Here is a 15,724-nt window from a genome sequence, read left to right on the forward strand (position 1 = left end):
GGCGTGAGTGCGGTCGGGATGGGGCTCTACAGCATCGGCGTTCGGGGCCTGGACGTGCCGGAGCTGCTGGAGTGGGCCGGAGCGCAAGGCGTTCCGTTCGTCCATCTGTGGGGCGGACCGCCCCGCTACGACCTGGTCCGGCAGTCACCGGAGTTACTCGCGCACTGGCGTCGGTGCGGGGAGTCGTTCCACGGTGCTCTTCACCAAGGACCGGCGTCCCGACAGCGCTTCGGGGCGCTTCATCGACCGCGACTACGGCGTGCTGGGCTACGAATGGCTGCACATGCTCGCTGTCACCCGCGGCATCCTGCCCGCCCCAGCATGGGAGCACTACCTGGCCCTGGACCCGGCCACCACCACGACCGAGCCGGAATACGACCCGGCGCTGTTCGTCGCCGCCCTGACCGAGCGAGTCGACCTCCCCCGCCCCGGCGCCCCGGGCGCGCTGCGGCTGGAGCTGACCTCCTCGCTCCTCGGCCCGGGGCAGGCCGACGACGACGCACCCGCACCACGGCCCCCGTGGCGCCAGGGACTTCGCGCGGCCGACGACCGCTACCGGCACGTCACCGTCCACGCCGGACGAACCCGCTTCACCCTGCATCTCGAACCCGTCACCCCACCCGGGGGCTGGCAACTCGAGCGCAACCAGCACCGGCTCACCGCTGTACGCGACGGCGCGGTCGTGCACGACGAAGTCCTCGCGGACTCCCCGCTGGAGACCTCCGTACGCCACGCGGCCGCGGCCCTGTTCGCCGAAGCCGCCCCACCCGCGCCCGACCTCGAACCGCTGCGCCGTATCGCGCGGCTCGCCGATGTTCTGCGCGAGCGGGCGCCGGACGCTTTGACCCTGATGCGTCCCGGACCAGCGCGTAGCAGCACACGACCCCGCCCCCGGCGCCTGCCGGGCCGACCGGAAGGCCCCGCCGTGATGAATGCCCTCTCCCTGACCGCCGGCCAGGGAGTCGTCACCATCCACTCCAACACCCCAGGGGTCACCGACTGGGCGACCAGGTACTTCGGCCGGTACTGGAAGGCCTCACCCCCGGAGGAGAGCACCGCCGTCACCGGGCCGGTGGTCACCGTCGTGGACGGTGACCACCGCGCCCCCGTCGTTGGCTCGCATACGCAGCATGCCGTCTTCGCCCGCGAACCCGTCGGCTAGACCCGCCACCCAGACGGGACCGTGAGCGCGCATACCCTGTCGGACCCGCCCTCGCCTTCCAGTACGCCCCCGCCGAGCAGCGCCTGCGGATATCAAGCCAACGAGCCCTGCAGCCGGCAGCCTTGCCGGGCCGGCCGACACGGCTGGCGACCGCCGCCACCCGCTTCGCCCGCGAGATGATGCGTGCGCGGCTTATCGGCGACGGCTGGGTCCTGCTCCATGCCTCCGGCGTCGTCTTCCCCGGCGGACGTACCCTGCTTGCCCTGTGCGACTCCGGAGCGGGCAAGATCACGACCGCTCTCACCCTGGCCTCCGCCGGGGCCGCGCTGCTGGCGAACGACTGCTGCTTCGCCCGCCCCCACACCGACGGCACGCTCCACCTCCTGCCGTGGCCCGCCACGGCCGCCGTCGGCCTCGGACTTCTCCACGCACTCACCTTCACCCACTCTGCCCGCTCCCACCTTCAGGCCAGCGAACCGCCTCATCCCACCCAGGACCAGCGCGTCACCAACGTCCTCACCACCGAGCGGGCGAGTACGCTGATGTCCGCATCCGGACGGGAACTGAAGGCACACATCTGGCCCGAGCAGCTCACCCGCCGGTTCGGCCTGTCGCTGGCCACCACCGGCACCGCGGCCGGGATTCTCCTCCCGCGCGTCACCCCGTCCTCCGGATCCCCTGCACACGCGAACGCGACCCGCCGTCCCGAAGTCACCAGCAGCATCTTCGTGACCTCGAACGAGGAGCGCTACCCCAACATCTTCGGGTTAACCGAAGGAAGCAACACCGGGACGCCTAGGGCCCGCGCGGAGGTTCTCGAGCACCTCAACCGGCTGCCGCGCCAAGAGTTCGACCTGAGCCACGACCAGACCGCGAACACCCGGCTACTCACCGCCCTGACCGCCTCGCTCATCCCGGCCGTCAGCCCGTCGCCCCTGCTGAAGTCGTGAAACGTGACAGTTGTTGGCCGGTGTGCCGGTCTTCGGTCAGGTCGTCCCTCACCCCGGCGGCTGCGCTCATCTCCGTGGGCCAGGAGAGTCCCCGCCCCACTGGAGAACGAGCAGTCGGCCCGCAAGAGGCGGTCTGAGAAGCGTGAGGGTGTGGTGGCCCGGGTTCCGCCGCAACCCGGGACGTGGGCTGCGACCCCGCCCGCCCAGGGTCGGACGGACCTTCTGGGGCTGGCCGCTCGCGTACGAGCTCGCGGCGGGAAGGCCGCCGGGGCCGGCGGCTGCTTCGACCTTCTGCACTCGCACCTCTCGCTGCTCGAACAGGCCCGCCGCCCGGGTGAGGCCCTCATCGTGTGCATCATTTGTGATGCTTTCGTATGTAGCCTGAAGGGCGAGGACCGGCCGGTCGTCGGCGAGCCCGGAGAGTGAAATGAACTCGGTCGCCTTCCGTCCGGCACTCTCCGGCTCACCGGGGCGTTCTCATCTGTGTGCTCAGGTCAGCGCAGGCCGTCCGCGTCGTCGCGCTCTTCGCCAACCGGAAGTGGCCGACGGTCGCCCCCCGGGTCCTCACTGTAAATGACCGCGGAGACCGCGCTGTCGTAGGCATCGTTGAGGCTGTTGCCGCTCGTGCCGAGCACGTTCTCCCAGTCGAATCCCATGCCCAGGAGCCTAGCCGCACTGTCCGATGATCTCGGCGATGCGGGGATCGATCTCGTGGGCCCGGGTCAAGATCACGGCTTCTGCTTCAGGGGGATGCATCCCTGGGTCCACTGGGGTTTCTGGGCTCCCCTGGGTCAGGCGCAGGCGCCTGCCCTCCTCGCCTCAGGCGAGGGCTACTGTCCGGTTCTCCCCGTCCAGCCACCGGCCCGATAGGTCAAGGGCTGCTGTTCGGCGAGCCGGTCGCCTCGATGTTCACGCCGGTGAACACCACCTCGGCCACCGGCTCGCCGCCGCCCACGCGGATCTTGGCGCCCACGGCCATGTTGGGGACGGTCGTGATCGGCAGCGGGACGACGACCAGGTCGCCGTCGACGGCCTTCGATGCTGGGCCTGCTGCGGCGAGTTTGGCCAGAGCTGACCGATGGCGGAAGCCCGAGAGGGTGAACGCCTACGATCGGGAGTACAACCAGGCCGCCCGCAACAGCGTCATGCGTCCGGAGCTGCGGCCTCTCCGGCTGGCTGGGTGCGGGCATCACACATCGAGGCGTCGAGAGCGGCCCGGATCTCAGGGGCGAGCTCGTAGTCGCCGGCGGTTTCAGGGTCGACGTCCAGGGCGTGCGAACAAAAGGCATCTCGCTCGGCGGAGAGCTGCTGAATGGTCTGGGTAATCCGGTGGATCTTCTGGCGCAGCTTCTCCCACTCCTGCTTGGCGAGTGCGAGTTCAGCGAGCTGGTTCTGGATCTCAGCCTCGTTCTCGCGGGCATAGCTGTCGCTCACCAGTACGACCAGAGGGACCCCGAGGGCCTCGGCAGCGGTGACCGCCTCGTCGAGCCTGACAGCACGGGTCTGCTGCTCGATACGCGTGATCGCGGTTGAGTCGACGTTCGTGCCGAGCAGTGCGGCCATACGGCGCGCCAGTTCTGCCTGGCTGATGCCGAGGCGCTCGCGCTCTTGGCGAAGTCGGCGAGCGAAAAGGTCGCCGGGCAGTGGATTCATGGCGATTTGATACTTCCTGGCTCAAGACCGCGGTCGACGGGGATGCCTGGGGTGGCCCGCCACGAGATCGAGCAGACCAGCGTCGTAGCAGCGCTGGAGCAGCACACTACACATCCCGCACTGCGGAATCCACAGGCATGCACCACGGCCCTGCGATCGAGCGGCACGATGCCGACTCGCCTCGTTCCCGAGCACCCCTCGACTCCTTGTCGACAGACCTTTTGCGACCCATGGGAATCGCCATTTGAATGAGGTAGATTAGCGATTATCGATGCGCACGTATACGAGCTGGCAGGAGAGTCGACAGCAGGCCATCTAGCATTCCATCTTGTATCACTGCCCGCCCTGATGAGCGGTCTGCGCTTACCGCTTCGCGACTCGCCTTCACACGGCGGAACGATTTGAAAGGCGAGAGGAAAGAACCATGACGAAGATCTACGAGGCGGCTGCCCTCACACAGGCCTCCCTGCCGAGTGCGGCCTGGGACATGACCAGCTTCCTGCAGAACGCCAAGTTCCAAGCCCAGATCTGGGGCGGCCTTCTGCTCATGTTTCTCGGCGTTGTCGGCCTGATCTGGGGCGGCGTACTCCTGATCAGGAAGCTGATGGCCAACCCGCAGTCCGCGAATCAGTTGCCGGGCTGGGGCACAATCGCGCTCCTCATCCTCGTCGGCGGAGCGCTGGGAACTGGCGGGTGGTCGCTGATCTCGATGATCGGCTCCGGCGGCCAGCAGACAATCACGGACCTCGGCGGCGGCACGGTGATCGTCCAGACCTCGGACCAGGTCAGCGGTTCCATCAGCAGCTCCGCCAAGTGAGTGGGCGTCACAGATCGTGCGCACGACCGGGAAGGGAGGCGTCCAGTGAACCGGGTCGGTTGAGGTGCAAGGCATCCTCCGGCCCGGTTTGCCATATCCAGGCCCGCAGCACAGCGCAGACACGAAAGGGAGCAGAGCATGGGGATGAGGGACAAGGCGCTGGCCTTCAGCGGAAAGTTCAAGCTCGACTCGCACCACGCGATCGAGCGTTTCGGGGTGCTCTTCGGCATCTTCGCGGTCACGGGCGCGATCGTGATCGGCGCATCGGGGGTCTCGGCGTACCAGGCGGGGCGTGACTCGCTGTCGCAGACGGCGCTGTACACCAGCGACTTCAAGACGTCGAAGACGAATCTCGATGGCACCGTGGACGGGGTCTACTCCAACAAGAGCGGTAACAAGGTGCTCGTGATGATGCACTTCGGCCCAACCGCTCAGATCTCGTACAACGCTGTTGACTACCGCGCGTTCCTGCTCGGATCGGACACGTCGTTGAACAGCGAGCCGGTCAGCACCAGCGGGATCGAGGGCTCCTTCTACGCCTTCGGCTCGACCGGCTACTTGGGGGTCCTCCTGAACGCAGATCGGCCCTTCGACCGCCAAGTGCTGAATCTGACGGTCCGTGCGAACGCCGAACTCACCACTCCCGGGACGAAGCAGACGCAGAGCAGCGGCAAGCTGGCCGGCGACGAGACCTTCTTCAAGTACGACCAGTGGCGGGTCTTCTTCAACCCTGGTGCGTCCGGGGTCCAGGAAATCGAGGCGCTCAACGCTCCGTCCTTCGATCCGGCGCAGGCCTACTACGAGGTCGTGCTCAAGGAGAAGGAGACCGAAGCCAGGGCCGCCCTGGACCAGAAGCTCGTGGAGATGCGCACGAACCTGACGCAAATCCAGTCGTATACGACGGACTTGCAGACGACGAAGATCGACGGCCTGTTCTTGCGTCCGCCGACCGTCCCGGTCTCGATCGCCACCGACAGGATCACGGGTGTCTCTGCAGCCGAGGCCGAAGACGGCGCCCCAACGCTGGCACTGCAGACCACGCATGTCGTCCCCGGCGGCTTCGACCTCAACTGGCGTTCAGGCAACGTCTACGACGGCTACCTCGACGCCCTGGTGCCGGCCGGGCAGAGCTATGCCCAGTTCTTCACCAAGAAGCGTGACGAGAGCTCGGATCCGACGAGCAGGCAGATCTCAGACATGCAGTGGACGCTTTCGGACGGCACCAGCCTCACCGAGGACTACCAGTCCTCTGACGTCACGATGCGCCCGCTCATGAACATCATGAACAACCTCTCACAGGCGTATCTCAACTACTCCACGAACAAGTCCCAGTACGAGTCTGATCTCTCGCTCGACCTACTCCGACTGGACGTGAGCCTACGGGATGTGCAGTCCAACAGCTCCATTCGCAACGACAAGGAGTTCCTCATCACGCTCCAGTGAGTGCGGTCAGGAAGGAGCACCTCCAGCTACCTGGCCTTGAGCCGGAAAGGGAGACGACATGACCACCGGCAAGCCGAATCGGAGACCCACGAAGGAGGCGACGAAGGACCCGCCGAGCACGTCGGTGAGCAAGGGAACGCCCCGGCAGCGGCCCGGGACGAGCCATCACTCTGAGCAGGGCATCGAGAGGTCCTCCGAGACCAAGGCCAGCGCGCCCAAGCAGTTTCCGAGGCCGGGAGTTGATCTCTATGGCGCGGCGAACACTGCACCGACGATGCCGGACGCGACGAACACGGCAGAGACCGCAGGCAAGGCCGGCAGTGTCACGAAGGCCGGATCGAAGATCAAACAGGGCATGAACGGCATCGCCGGAAACGTGGCCGGAGGCGCGGTCCAGAAGGCGATCGAGGTAGACGGCAGCAGCGCGGTCCGCCGTAACACCGGGCGCTACGCGGGAGCTGCCGTCTCCGGTGCCGTGGCCGGAGCCCAGGCAGGCGGGCTTCCGGGAGCTGCGCTTGGTGCAGCGAAGAACGTCGGAGTCGAGGGTGCCGAGGACGCGGTCAGGGGGGTGTCCAAGGTCACCGGCGGTGCCGCGGACGCGCAGTCGGCCGACCGGCGCGAGCTGGGTGCCGGCGGCACGGGCTACGAGCGCGGTGCGTCGAAGGAGGGGGAGGGCCTGGGCTCGAAGGCTGCCCAGGGCGTCGCCGTCGGCGGTGGTGCGGCCGCTGCTCCACCGGCCATGAGTGTCGTCATGGCCATGGCTGTCCTGAACTGGCTCAAGTCTATGTTCTTCGCTGCCATGGCCATGGCTGTCAACGCCGGGCAGTTGATGTGGACGTTCATCATCGCCATCGCTAAGGCGGTCGGTCACGCGATCGCTGCACCGTTCATGGCGATCGGCAGCTTTCTGGTCAAGGGGGCCGGTGCGATCCTGGGCGTCGCCGTCACAGCGACGATGGCCCCTGTAGCGGCAGCGGTGTCGGGTGCCGTCACGATGACCGCCGCTGTGGCCCTGATGGGCACGGTCCTCACCGGCGTCCTCAACTCGACGGCGCTGATCGAAGGCGGCATCCGCGCGAGCGAGGCAGCGTGCGTCGTCAACACAGATGGCATCGGGGACGGTTCCGGGGCCGCCGTCCCGGCGGATGTGGAAGAGAATGCCAAGGAGGTCTACTCGGTACTCAGCAGCTGGGGGATGCCGCAGGAGAACATCGCGGGCATCCTCGGTAACTGGTCACAGGAGTCCGGGATCGATCCGACGAGCGTGCAGAACTTCCCGGCGGGGACGTATTCCATGACCGCTGTGAAGGCCAGCGCCGCGCAGAACACGGACAACGGCATAGGTCTGGGGCAGTGGACGTTCGGCCGCAATGCGTTGCTGCGCCAGTACGCGAAGAACAAGGGTGTCGACTGGTTCACGATCAAGGCTCAGTTGGCCTTCATGGTCGGCGGTGACAACCCGGGCGATGTCAGGGTCTTCAAGGACATGCTCAAGGAGTCTCAGGGCTCGCCGCGCGCAGCGGCGCTGCACTTTCACGAGAACTGGGAACGCTCTGCTGACGGTGCGGCCGGGCTCACCGCACGCGGCGACAAGGCCGAGATGTGGTTCGGCAGGATGAGCGGCTGGTCGGTCGACAGCTCGATCGTCGGCGTCGTCGAGAACATCGTCGGCGGGGTCATCGAGAACATCGTGAACGGGATCGACACGATCGTGGGCAACTGCACCTCGACAAACGGCGGTTCCGTCTCGCTTAAGGACGGCGGGATGACACAGGAGGAGGCCCAGGCCCTCGTTGACCTCTTCAACAAAGAGGGGGGGAAGTTCCTGGATGACCGGTACGGTCCGGGCGGCGGCCCGGGTTCCTGCAACGGCAACCATGCGATGAACTGCGTTTCGTTCTCGACCTACTTCGTGAACAAGTACACGACGTTCCAGACCTACCCGGTCGGCGATGGCAAGGAGACGGCGTACACGATTGCGAGGGAATCGGGCAAGCAGATGTCCTCGACCCCGACGGCGTACTCGGCGGGCTCCGGTCCGGGCTACGGCCCCGCCGGCCACACTCTTGTGGTGCTCGGCGTCCAGGGCGACAAGGTCATCCTCGGCGAGGCCGGCTACTGCGCTTTCATGGGCCGGGTTCGCGTCGGCAGTGCGGTGCAGATGGCGGCCGAAGGCTGGAAGTTCGTGGACATGTCGGATTCGATGCTCCCCTCCGACAAGATCAAGACGGCCTGATGTACTACATCTGATCTCGGCGTGAGAAGCCGGTGCCCGGCGTTCCGGGCGCCGGCTTCCTCACGTCCGACGCAGGCCCTGCGTGCCACCTTCACCTTTCGGAACTCTAATTGAATGGATTGAGACTCGGCACTGAATGCCTTTCTTATAGACTTGAGTCGTTTATGAGAGCAGCATGAAGTGAGGAGTGTGTTCGGTGACGACTGTCCATGACGAATCCGAGAGCAAGGGCCCCGAGCAGGAGATCGGCTCGACGCCGGAGGAGAAGCCCGCGGTACCGAAGGTACGCACGAAGGTCACCGGAGCCGAGCTCGAAGAGCGCTTCACGGGTTGGACGATTGCCAAGCGCGAACGGGTCCAGGCCCTCAGCCCGGAGGACAAGGCACGTCTGATCCGACGCAGCGTGACCGCGGTGATGGGGCTCGCCGCCTTCTCCCTGGTCGTCACCGCGGGTGTGGGCGGCGAGAGCTTCAAGGCGAATACGGCGGACAACAAGGTCCAGATCATGCAGCTCAAGGGGCATCTGAATGATGCCCAGTCCACGCCCATGAAGGAGGACGCCGGCGCACAGCTTCTCAAGCTCACCGAGGCGGCAGCCGACGACGCGGAAAGGGTCGCGTCCGGGGAGCAGACCTTCGCCGCGCTGTACCACCAGGCCGGTGTCCAGCCCAGCCCGCGCAACGGGGCCCCGAATCAGGCCACGCTGGAGATCATCGAGCACCGCCGGGGCATGGCTCGGCTGTTCAGCAAGGGCTCCTTCGTGGTCAGCGACAAGGAGGCGTACAGCACCTCGTCGCTGATGCCGTTCGATGCGACCACCGAGATCGATCCGCGCCACGCCTGGTACATCCGCTACGACGGCCAGAACGCAGCTGCCCCGAGCACGTACAGGTGGCAGGTCGAGACAGTGATGCCCGATCTGAGTGCGAAGGACGGCTCCGGCACGACCAACCAGGCAAAGGTCGTGTGGCTGTGCCAGGACACGAAGAGCGGCGAGGTGCTCGCCTGGGCGAGCGCGCGCTACGTACGCGCTGCGGCGAAGGGGGCCTTCGACAACTTGGCGCTCGTGGTGACTGCCGCCGGGGCTCACTACGAGAACCACGTGATCAAGATGCCGACCGGGTCCGGTGTCCCTGAGCTCGGCGGCACGGGCGCACCGAAGGAGGAGGGGAAGCGATGACGGAGCAGACGGCAGCACCCGTGCGGCGGGCATCTCTCCGGCGCAACCTCTCGGTCCTGGTGACGGCAGCGCTCCTCGCGGTCGTCGCAACAGTCGCCGGCACGACCTGGAACAGACAGCACGCGATCCTGACTGACCAGGAAGCCCAGATCAAGGCCATCGAGGGACGACTGGCCAGCATCACGAAGAAGAACGCCGAGCAGGCGAACGCTGACGTTATGGCGACCCTGGGGGTCAGCCAGAACCGGCTGAGCACCGATGGTGAGCGCATCACGATGCTGCTCTCGATGGTCTTCACATGGGACTCGGGACAGGGCTACGAAGCGGCACGCGAGAGCCTGAAGAGCCGGTTCGGCCTCTCCGAGAACGGAACGTTCCTGAAGTCGTTCATGCCTCCGTCGAGGTTCAACGAGGACTCCCAAGGGCGGCGTTACTACTACATCGACACGGTCGGCCTCAACTCGGCTCTCGGCGCGGACCCGGACATCGAGGTGGTCGACGTCAAGGCGGGCCTCTACACCTACGCCGTCCTGGCCGACGTCGAGGTCACCTCCGACGCGGCGTCCCAGAACAAGTCGAGCAAAGCCAGTGTCACAGCCCACCGGCGCGCACTGCTCTTCGTCACGGTCGACGCCCAGGGGAAGGTCTTGAATCTCTCCGGTACCCCAGCGAGTGGCGAGACTCGCTATTCAAAATGATCCACACTCCCTATCGACTCACCTTGTTGATAGAGTCTCTTTGATGTATGAGTGGAATGACTAGTTGGGAACCAACGGCATCGACAGAGGCAGGTGGGTCGATTGGGAGCGCGGTGCACAAGACGCGTTTCGTCGCAACGTCCGCGTCCTCGCGGGAGGGCGCGAACACTCCCGCGAGGACGGAGCCAGCCGGGGCCCGCGCAAGCGCGCCCTGGTGGCCGGCGTGAGCATGGGCGTGGCCGCACTGCTGTTCTTGGTGCTCTCCGCGGGGTTCTCCGGCGGTCCGGGCACGGTGAGCGATACGGCTGCGCCGGGGATGTCTTCTCTGCAGGAGCAGATCTGAATCACCAAGGCGAAGACGGCGGCGCTGGGGAAGGTCGACGACGCCAAGCGTGCTCTGACCGGGTCCCTGACTGCCGCTGGTCAAGTCGCGAAGCTGCAGAACGACTACCGCTATAGACCCGACGAGACGTAAGGACTCGAACATGTCGACCCAGACCCGGGAGAAGACCGAGGCGAGCACAACCGCGACGGCGACGGCGAAGCCCGTGAAGGAGGCGAAGGACTCGTCGCAGCGCACCGGATGGCGGCGCCTGGTCCTGAAGAGGGAGACCGACGGATTCTCCGTCGTGGCGTGGGCGGGGTTCTTCCGGGCCATCGTCCTTCTCGCCGACTACCTGCTGGCAATTATCACGGCCGTGGTCATCATCCCGATGCTGGGCGCATGGCTGCACCAGCAGTCGGGTGCAGCCCGGGGTGCGCTCAGTGCGGACGGAACTATCGCCATATGGCTGATGCCGCTCCTCTTCCTGGTCGCACTGATCGTCGCGGGCGAGTTTGTCGTGATGCGCAGCATGTGGCGCTGGGCAACGCGAATGATCGCGAAGATCCGGGACGCCCGCGGCGAGACGGTCGGAGTCGACGTCACGCCGAAGTCCACCCCGGGGAACAAGACCAACCGCAAGAGGAGCGAGTGATGCGCACCGCAGGACTGCCGATGAATGACGTATGGGCCCACCGTGTCCTGCGTGAACGAGGCGTGGAGACGCACCGGCTGGAGGGGGTGACCGCCCAGCTCGGCGTCATGGTCGAATCGCTCGACCTCAAGCACCGCGGCAAGGAGGAGAACTACCGCCCCTACCTGCACATAACGGGCGAGCTCCGCTCGGTCACCCCGCCCAAAGCCCTGCCGTTCGGTATCTCCCAGGTGACCTACTCCCCCGGCCAGGGCGAGAAGGTCGATGCCTTCTACGAGTTCGATGACCAGCAGCTGGTTGTACTCGCCGGCAAGGGCTACTTCACGAGCCGCTTCGCAGTGCCCGAGCAGGTCACTGGAATCGAGTGGGAGCTCTCGGCCACCGCCGACATGCTCGTGCTCGCTCCGTCAGGGGCGCAGACCGAGGACGACACACCCGTGGTCTTCACCCAAATCCACGGCATCGGGGGCCTGGAGATCGATCGCGAGTCCAGCGGCTACGACCTCGCCGGCTACTTCACCGACCACTCCGGGGACGGCGTCCCGCGAACTGAGGCCGTGGTCGATGAACGCGGGCTGAAGCCGCGCTCGGACGCGATCGACTCCCTGTTCACCGACGACGAGCTGGGCCTGGACTCCGAGTCCAAGCACATCGTCGCAGCGCCCGTGTCCCAGGCGGCACCGGTTGTCGACGGCATGAGCGCTCGCCTGCAACAGATCGAGGCGGAGATCGCCGCCGAACAAGAGCAGTACCGCACCGAGCGTGCGAGCACTGAGGGCACCACGGAGAACCTCTACCGGGAACGAGTGGCCGCACCACTGCACAGGGCCGAAGAGCAGAAGGCGCCGTTCGCTCCCCCGGCCCCTGACCGTGAGGCGGGGGCCGACCTGAACCGAGATTCCGACCTGGAGCTGCAAGAGCAGGAGACCCGTCGACGTGAGGCCAAGCCCGTAGCGAGCCTGGACGAGCGCAAGCGCCAGGTGGCCCAGCGTGCGGCTGATCTGGATCTCGGCGACGACGGCGAGCAGGGCCTGGGTTCCTGAGGACGGATCAGTCACGGCGAGGGCGGCCCCGGTTGCTGGCGGACAGCAGCCGGGGCCGTAGTGCATCGGCACCGAGACAGACAGGAGAGCGACGATGGGCCTGAAGCAGGACATCGTGATCATCAATGAGTTCAGCGTGCCGCTGCCCGGCGGCAAGGGATCGCGCGGCGCGACACCGGGCGACTACGTCACCCGGTACATGGCCCGCGAGCAGGCGACGGAGTCGCTAGCTCCGATCCAGCGCCTGCGCACCGACGACTTCATCCTGCGCTACATGGCGCGCGCGTCCGCCGTCGAGCGCGCCGGCATCTCGCGGGACGCGGTGAAGCGTCAGATGCGCCAGGCCCAGGGCAACGGAGGTGTGGCCTTCGGCTACGGCTCGGTCTCACTCTCCGACGAGCAGCTCCAGGCGGCCAGCAAGGACATCCAGCACTATTTCGATGCCGGACACACCATATTGAAGACCGTGCTGTCCTTCGACGAGGAGTACCTGCGGAAGCGCAGGATCGTCGACGAGGACTTCCGCTGCGAAGCCCGCGGCGACTACCGCGGCCACATCGATCAGATGAAGCTGCGCATGGCGATCATGCACGGCGTGGAGCGGATGAGCTCGGGGGCCAGCGGCTTCAGCGACCTGCGCTACGTCGGGGTCATCCAGGTCGACACCGAGCACGTGCACTGCCACCTGGTCATGGTCGACGGCGGCCGGGGTCAGGTGACGAAGAACGGCACACAGCGCGGCAAGCTGCTGGACCGGCACAAGTCCCGGCTCCGCCGCGGTGTCGATGCCTGGCTCGACGAAAAGCAGGCGGTGGCTCACCTCGCCAGCGCCGTCGGCTACGAACGGCGCAACGTCACTACCTTCATCAAACGGTGGGCGCACGAACGAATCCGCGCCGAGTCCCTGCCGCAGTTCCTGCTCGCCTGCCTGCCTGCGGACCGAACCCTGTGGCGCGCCGGCTCGAACGACGCTCGCATGCGCAAAGCGAACCAGCTGGTGACCGAGCTCGTGAGCGAGCAGCTCGAACGTGCCGGATCCCCGATGCCGGAGGCCATGGAACGCATCATCGACTACGCCAACAAGCGCCGCGCGAAGGAGTCTCTGAGCACGGAAGAATGGCAGAGGCTGGTCGCGCGGGGACGTACGCAGATCATGGAGCGCGCCGTCAACGGCGTCTACCAGATGCTGCGGGCCACGCCGGAGTCGGAGCTGCGGGTGCGCACGCCGATGCTCGAGGTCATGGGGATGGACTATCAACAGATGGCGGCGATGGCCGCGGATCGGCAGAGGGGCGGAGAGAACGCGGAAGCCGATCTGGTCTCTTTCGGCTTCCGCCTGCGCAGCTACGCCTCACGTCTGCAGCACCACCGGGAGAAGGCCGGCGTCTACCGCGACCTCGCGCATCAGTGGGAACAGGCCGAAAAGGCCGGCGTGGCCGCTGAGGACTCGCGCCCGCTCTACGACTTCTACCTCTTCGAGGAGGGCTACCACCGGCGGTTGCTGAGCAAGTACGGGCACTTCCTGCCCTTCCTCGGGGACGCCGGCCAGTGGTACGAGCAGCAGCAGGACGTGGCGACGTACGGCCGTCGGCTGCTTTCTCTAGTGGCGCTGCGCGCGAATGCCTCCCTGCAGCGGATGAAGGACCCCAAGGAGGCCGAGAGCCTGGGCCGGACAATCTACGATCAGCCCGGCGGCAGGCTCCTGACCGAAGGCAAGCGCGGACGAGCGGTGCTGGACGTGCGAATCCGGACGATGAAGCAGTCCTACGACCGGAAGGTGGACGGCTTGCGGGCCGATCTCGCCTCCTCCGGCCTGGTGTTGCGCGCGGGGTCGAGTGCCGAAGGTCCGGAGAGCACGAAGACCGACGCGGTCAGCTCGGACTACGAGATTGTTGCCGGTGCCGCGTATGCCTTCGCCGAGGTCAAGGCCCTGGACCTGCACCACTTGGGCTACGACTTCGTCACCGCCATCGAGATCGGGCCGCACGCACGCCAGAACTTCGTCGAGACGACCAGGGACCGCCGACGGCTGCTGCTGGCGGCGATGGACTACCTGGACCAGTCCGGCCAGGCCGAGGCAATTCACGATCTGCCGGTGGACGATGTCGCGGCGATGACCCGGACCTCCCGGGAGCTGACGTCTCAGCCGACGGACGAGGGGTCTGGCTTGCTCGTGTTGCGCTCCCGGATCGCGGAGTTGCGTGCCGTGCGCGAACGGGCCGGGCGGATGCAGCGGTCCAAGGCTTCACCGCTGGACGCCGGCCTCGTCGTGCGGGTCCAGGTCCAAGTCGATCAGGCTGTGACCACGGCGGATGCCGGAATCGGACTCACCCCTCAGTCACCTTCTATCCCAACCGACTTGGAACACGACTAGAGGAACTAGTCGAAAGCCTTGTTGAAAGCCCTATGATGGCATTAGCGTGAAGGGCGTTCGGCGGGGACGCAACTACCTGTCCGGACGATGTGACTGATCACGTCCGACTTACCTGAGGGCAGTCGGATCAATTGGAAGGGAGAGGTCATGGCAGTACTCAAGGGCAAGGGCGCGATGACCGGAGTCAACCTCATCGCGAAGGTCTACAAGAACGGCGTCACCAAGGACGGCAAGACCCAGTACGCCGACATCCAGATCGACGTTCGAGATCCGCGCGGGCCGGAACAGACGAACCTGCACCTGAAGTCCGAACGGCTCAAGGGCGAGGACGGCAAGGTCCGGTATAACAACGGCGCTCCGTACTCCACCAACCAGATGGAGGAGATGGCCGCGGCCGCGGGTCCGAACACCGAGCCGATCCTCAACAAGGATGGCATCGAGGTCGGCAAACTCTACGGCTTCAAGGGCAACGTGATGCCGGCCACGCGTGGCAGCGGCCTGGTGGTCAACACCAAGTTCGTCGAGGCCTCCGAGTTCGAGGTCGACAGCAGCACGCTGGACAACCAGTTCACGTCCATGCGCGCCGCCAACGAGGCACAGGCCGCGGCCAAGGCGGCGCAGGCTCAGGCCCCGGCCCTCGATGCCGAGCAGCAGGCAGTTCAGGTCGATGAGCCGGCGGTCGGCTGAGGCCGAGGCAAGCCCCGTCTCAACGTGCAGATGGTCCAGCTCCAGGGTTCGGCTGACTGTCCGACAGCGTCGGGGCCCCACCTCATCCAGGGGATCCCTCCATGAATCCTGTGTTCCAAACAGCCCTGCCCCGTCGAAGGGCCCGCCGCCTGGGCGCCAGCCTGCTGACCGCTGTTGCGGTAGCCGGCTGCACGACGCTCTGGGCCTCTCCGGCCAGCGCGGCCTCCTACAAGTGCAAGACCTCCACCAAGCCGATCGACACCGCGAACTACAACCGCCCCTGGGCCGACCAGTGGGGGGTCAAGACGACCCTAGGCGCCAAGCGTTCGGGGTCGTACGTACAGGCCTAGGCCAAGGTCACGTGGGACGGTCCCACCTTCGGGACGATCGATGACAGCCACATCTTCGACTCGGCACGCTTCCGGCTCCAGATTAAGAAGTCCCAGTCCGGAACGGATCCGGTCAAGGCGTCCAAGGACTTCTACGGCATCGAGGGCAAGCTGG

General features: G+C 66.3%; 16 protein-coding genes. 14 read left to right on the forward strand and 2 right to left on the reverse strand.

From position 1 onward, the window contains the following. Nucleotides 1–193: 193 nt before the first annotated feature. The 3 genes from ACFWRT_RS13685 to ACFWRT_RS13695 all read left to right on the forward strand — a co-directional run bounded on the left by ACFWRT_RS13685 (nucleotide 194) and on the right by ACFWRT_RS13695 (nucleotide 2,538). The gene (locus ACFWRT_RS13685; RefSeq protein WP_381121282.1) at nucleotides 194–1,162 is read left to right on the forward strand and encodes a hypothetical protein; all 969 of its coding nucleotides are present in this window, start codon (nucleotides 194–196) and stop codon (nucleotides 1,160–1,162) included. A gap of 122 nt (nucleotides 1,163–1,284) precedes the next feature. Next, nucleotides 1,285–2,112, forward strand: coding sequence for a hypothetical protein (locus ACFWRT_RS13690; RefSeq protein ID WP_380949179.1), 828 nt, complete (start codon nucleotides 1,285–1,287; stop codon nucleotides 2,110–2,112). A gap of 153 nt (nucleotides 2,113–2,265) precedes the next feature. Continuing rightward, a complete protein-coding gene (locus ACFWRT_RS13695) occupies nucleotides 2,266–2,538 on the forward strand; it encodes an adenylyltransferase/cytidyltransferase family protein (protein ID WP_381121299.1) in 273 nt (90 codons plus the stop codon). Between the two features lie 68 nt (nucleotides 2,539–2,606). On the opposite strand, the gene ACFWRT_RS13700 is transcribed toward ACFWRT_RS13695, so the two are convergent. Continuing rightward, complete coding sequence (locus tag ACFWRT_RS13700) at nucleotides 2,607–2,768, reverse strand: hypothetical protein (RefSeq protein WP_380949177.1); 162 nt, start codon at nucleotides 2,766–2,768, stop codon at nucleotides 2,607–2,609. Nucleotides 2,769–3,255: 487 nt separating this feature from the next. Then, nucleotides 3,256–3,765, reverse strand: a complete 510-nt coding sequence (locus ACFWRT_RS13705; RefSeq protein ID WP_380949176.1) for a helix-turn-helix domain-containing protein — start codon at nucleotides 3,763–3,765, stop codon at nucleotides 3,256–3,258. A gap of 424 nt (nucleotides 3,766–4,189) precedes the next feature. Here ACFWRT_RS13705 and ACFWRT_RS13710 point away from each other — a divergent pair, with 424 nt between their 5' ends. The 11 genes from ACFWRT_RS13710 to ACFWRT_RS13760 all read left to right on the forward strand — a co-directional run bounded on the left by ACFWRT_RS13710 (nucleotide 4,190) and on the right by ACFWRT_RS13760 (nucleotide 15,570). After that, nucleotides 4,190–4,582, forward strand: a complete 393-nt coding sequence (locus tag ACFWRT_RS13710) for a hypothetical protein (RefSeq protein ID WP_380949175.1) — start codon at nucleotides 4,190–4,192, stop codon at nucleotides 4,580–4,582. A gap of 138 nt (nucleotides 4,583–4,720) precedes the next feature. Then, nucleotides 4,721–6,025, forward strand: coding sequence for a hypothetical protein (locus ACFWRT_RS13715; protein WP_380949174.1), 1,305 nt, complete (start codon nucleotides 4,721–4,723; stop codon nucleotides 6,023–6,025). 58 nt (nucleotides 6,026–6,083) lie between these two features. Beyond that, nucleotides 6,084–8,261, forward strand: a complete 2,178-nt coding sequence (locus ACFWRT_RS13720) for a phage tail tip lysozyme (RefSeq protein ID WP_380949173.1) — start codon at nucleotides 6,084–6,086, stop codon at nucleotides 8,259–8,261. Nucleotides 8,262–8,457: 196 nt separating this feature from the next. After that, nucleotides 8,458–9,441 carry a hypothetical protein gene (locus ACFWRT_RS13725; RefSeq protein WP_380949172.1) on the forward strand — a complete coding sequence of 328 codons (984 nt, stop codon included), beginning with the start codon at nucleotides 8,458–8,460 and terminating at the stop codon, nucleotides 9,439–9,441. Beyond that, on the forward strand, nucleotides 9,438–10,139 hold the full coding sequence (locus ACFWRT_RS13730) for a hypothetical protein (protein ID WP_380949171.1): 702 nt from the start codon (nucleotides 9,438–9,440) through the stop codon (nucleotides 10,137–10,139). Before ACFWRT_RS13725 ends, ACFWRT_RS13730 begins: the two co-directional genes overlap by 4 nt. A 64-nt stretch (nucleotides 10,140–10,203) precedes the next feature. Further along, nucleotides 10,204–10,482: a hypothetical protein gene (locus tag ACFWRT_RS13735; RefSeq protein ID WP_380949170.1), complete on the forward strand. Its 279-nt coding sequence runs from the start codon at nucleotides 10,204–10,206 to the stop codon at nucleotides 10,480–10,482. A gap of 142 nt (nucleotides 10,483–10,624) precedes the next feature. Further along, nucleotides 10,625–11,116, forward strand: coding sequence for a hypothetical protein (locus ACFWRT_RS13740; RefSeq protein ID WP_380949169.1), 492 nt, complete (start codon nucleotides 10,625–10,627; stop codon nucleotides 11,114–11,116). Further along, nucleotides 11,116–12,159, forward strand: coding sequence for a hypothetical protein (locus tag ACFWRT_RS13745; RefSeq protein ID WP_380949168.1), 1,044 nt, complete (start codon nucleotides 11,116–11,118; stop codon nucleotides 12,157–12,159). Before ACFWRT_RS13740 ends, ACFWRT_RS13745 begins: the two co-directional genes overlap by 1 nt. Before the next feature lie 94 nt (nucleotides 12,160–12,253). Next, nucleotides 12,254–14,533 (forward strand): relaxase MobL, encoded by a 2,280-nt coding sequence (gene mobL / locus ACFWRT_RS13750; RefSeq protein WP_380949167.1) that lies wholly within the window; start codon nucleotides 12,254–12,256, stop codon nucleotides 14,531–14,533. A 147-nt stretch (nucleotides 14,534–14,680) separates the two neighbouring features. Then, nucleotides 14,681–15,220 carry a hypothetical protein gene (locus tag ACFWRT_RS13755; protein ID WP_380949166.1) on the forward strand — a complete coding sequence of 180 codons (540 nt, stop codon included), beginning with the start codon at nucleotides 14,681–14,683 and terminating at the stop codon, nucleotides 15,218–15,220. A 101-nt stretch (nucleotides 15,221–15,321) separates the two neighbouring features. Further along, nucleotides 15,322–15,570 (forward strand): hypothetical protein, encoded by a 249-nt coding sequence (locus tag ACFWRT_RS13760; protein WP_380949165.1) that lies wholly within the window; start codon nucleotides 15,322–15,324, stop codon nucleotides 15,568–15,570. The last annotated feature ends 154 nt before the right edge of the window (nucleotides 15,571–15,724 follow it).

The organism is Streptomyces cyaneofuscatus, assembly GCF_042718795.1.
Classification (GTDB): domain Bacteria; phylum Actinomycetota; class Actinomycetes; order Streptomycetales; family Streptomycetaceae; genus Streptomyces; species Streptomyces cyaneofuscatus_A.

Coding starts and splice junctions, on each gene's coding strand:
- ACFWRT_RS13705 (WP_380949176.1), bottom strand. CDS start 3,765: ATGAATCCACTGCCCGGCGACCTTTTCGCTCGCCGACTTCGCCAAGAG.
- mobL (WP_380949167.1), top strand. CDS start 12,254: ATGGGCCTGAAGCAGGACATCGTGATCATCAATGAGTTCAGCGTGCCG.
- ACFWRT_RS13700 (WP_380949177.1), bottom strand. CDS start 2,768: ATGGGATTCGACTGGGAGAACGTGCTCGGCACGAGCGGCAACAGCCTC.
- ACFWRT_RS13760 (WP_380949165.1), top strand. CDS start 15,322: ATGAATCCTGTGTTCCAAACAGCCCTGCCCCGTCGAAGGGCCCGCCGC.
- ACFWRT_RS13730 (WP_380949171.1), top strand. CDS start 9,438: ATGACGGAGCAGACGGCAGCACCCGTGCGGCGGGCATCTCTCCGGCGC.
- ACFWRT_RS13745 (WP_380949168.1), top strand. CDS start 11,116: ATGCGCACCGCAGGACTGCCGATGAATGACGTATGGGCCCACCGTGTC.
- ACFWRT_RS13720 (WP_380949173.1), top strand. CDS start 6,084: ATGACCACCGGCAAGCCGAATCGGAGACCCACGAAGGAGGCGACGAAG.
- ACFWRT_RS13710 (WP_380949175.1), top strand. CDS start 4,190: ATGACGAAGATCTACGAGGCGGCTGCCCTCACACAGGCCTCCCTGCCG.
- ACFWRT_RS13755 (WP_380949166.1), top strand. CDS start 14,681: ATGGCAGTACTCAAGGGCAAGGGCGCGATGACCGGAGTCAACCTCATC.
- ACFWRT_RS13715 (WP_380949174.1), top strand. CDS start 4,721: ATGGGGATGAGGGACAAGGCGCTGGCCTTCAGCGGAAAGTTCAAGCTC.
- ACFWRT_RS13740 (WP_380949169.1), top strand. CDS start 10,625: ATGTCGACCCAGACCCGGGAGAAGACCGAGGCGAGCACAACCGCGACG.